Source organism: Streptomyces sp. NRRL F-5135, from assembly GCF_000719775.1.
Classification (GTDB): Bacteria; Actinomycetota; Actinomycetes; order Streptomycetales; family Streptomycetaceae; genus Streptomyces; species Streptomyces hebeiensis.
Genome location: NZ_JOHR01000045.1, coordinates 1 through 2,246, shown reverse-complemented (window position 1 = coordinate 2,246; position 2,246 = coordinate 1). Strand labels below are relative to the sequence as shown.

At 70.3% G+C, this 2,246-nt stretch carries 1 protein-coding gene; it reads right to left on the bottom strand.

Translation table 11 applies throughout. The features are described from left to right. A partial coding sequence (locus IG02_RS37375) for a hypothetical protein (protein ID WP_199814141.1) occupies nucleotides 1-1,839 on the bottom strand: 1,839 nt, incomplete at its 3' end. Nucleotides 1,840-2,246: the final 407 nt, after the last annotated feature.

Here is a 2,246-nt window from a genome sequence, read left to right as displayed (position 1 = left end):
CGGGCCCTCCAACGGCACCGGCCCCCGCCGCACATGCGTGAACCCGGACACCTCCGGCAGCAGGCCATACGCATGCCGCCACGCGTCCTGCCAGTCCTGAACCGGACGCGACGACACGCCCACAGGCTTCCCGTCCGCGCCCCGGTGCCCGACCGTCAGCACCCGGTCCAGCAGAACCCGCGACCCGTCCACCGCGACGAGCTCCGCGTCCCACTTCACCATCGGCGGCGTCTGCGCGGGATCGGCCAGCACGCCGAGGGCCCCCCGCGCCGCCTCGACCATGCCCCGGAGCAGCGGCTGGTGCGTCGGAGGAACGGTGCCGAGAAGGCCGGCCGCCTCCTCGACGGCCGTCCGAAGCGCCTGGTGCACGGAGTCGGGCAGCGGGGTTCCCAGAGCATAGGCGCCCAGCGCACCGGCGACCCGCTGGCTGTCGCCCACGGACATCAGCCGCCGGGGCACGCCGCCGGCGGCCTGCGGCAGACCCGCCAGCAGGACCATTTGCACGAAGGCCGCGAGGCCGCGGACCACCTTGTTGTCCAGGATCCGCACGATGGATTCACGGAGGACGTCCTCGGGCAGCGGAGCCGGGAACCTCTGCGCCCGCTGGTACGCCTCCCGGCTCAGCCGCGACAGTTCGGCCACGGCCCGCCGGATCTCCTCGGGCGTCAACAACACATCGTCGTAGGCGAAGTGCCGCAGCTCCGCGAGGACCAGCGGAATCTCCAGCCGGCCGTCATCGGTGTCCAGGGTCGGGAACCGGTCGTCGTCCATGTCGACCATCTGCTTCTGCGTGACGACCTTGCCCTCGGACGTCCGCCCCGTCAGCACGGAGGTCACATGCTCACGAGGAGAGGGCACATCGCCGATGGTCGCGTCGAAGAAGCCCGGGAAGAACGGCTTGTCCGGCGTGATGGCCTTCCGATAGAGCTCCAGCAACTTGGCGAGCACACCGGCGAGATTTCCGCTGATGCCGTCGTGGTGCTCGTTGAGGAAGTCCCGGGTGCGGGGCCGCAGAGCCCGCAGGACACGGTCCAGCGCGGGCCGGGACGCCACCGCCAGGGCGTTCTTGGCCATGAACGGAGACGGGGCCTGGTTGAGAATCGTGCCGGCCGGCCTGGCCACCGTGTGGGCGTAGCTGTACCGCAGGTAGCCCCACATGTCGTCGATGTCCGGGATGGCCGAGAGGAAAGGAACGGCCACCTCGGGCACGTCGGCCCGGCGGATGAAGCCACGCACGAACTCCGCGACGATCTTCATCCCGAATTCCCGGCCCGACAAGTCCAATGCCCCGAAGGGGCTTTCCGGCAGCCGGTCCGCCGCCACGTCCATGAGCACACTCAGGCCGAGGGCGGGGAGCCCAGGAGTGGGCTGCACATAGGCACGGTTGGTTCCGACCGGAGTCGGGCCTACCTGGGTCTTGTCCCCCAGGTCGGTGGTCTCCCAGCCGTCCCCGGCGGGGAGAAGATCGGCGAGAGCTATCCGCGCGGCGTTCTGGGGCTCATCCCTGGAATCCAGCGCCCGCGTCAGCCTCTCCAGCCGCGCCAGCGTCTGCTCCGGGTCCTGCCTCCGCTCACCCGGGAGCACCGTCATCGGCTCGACGACGATCTCGCCGATGAGATACGAGGTGTGGACCGGCTGCGGCTCTCCCTCTTTCGGCTTGGGGTACGTCTGGTGCAGCCGTCCGTCGGCGGTCCGCCAGAGTCCGGCGTGATCAGTCACGATCTTGAAACCGGGAGCCTCGGCCAGCACCTGCTTCGAGGGAACGCGTTGCATCCCCTCGATGACGAACATCTGGCGCTTCTCGACCTCCAGGCCGAGGGCACCGTACGGACTCCGCATCGGCGCGTCGAGTACCGCGTGCGCGCGTCGGACGCCGCCACCGCCGGCGGAACCGCCGATATCTCACCCTCGGCACCGGCCGACACATCGACCCACACCACACCGTCGGCCCCGCCCAGGTTGTACGCCGCCCACGCATGCCGACCGCGCCCGCCACCGCGCTCCACGACCGCACCCCACGCCAACCCGGACCCATCACCAGCGACGACGCGGCCGAGCCCTGGTCGATCACCGAATCGTCGACCGTGACCGCCGGGCGCACACCATTCGGGTACAGCTCGTCCCGCAGACCCCGCAGCAGTATCAGACACCGCTCGACCGACAACCCCCGCACCGGCCCCCGACCAGCCACCAGGCGCACCCGACGCGTCAGCTCATCACGACTCAGCACCAACGGCCCGGAATCC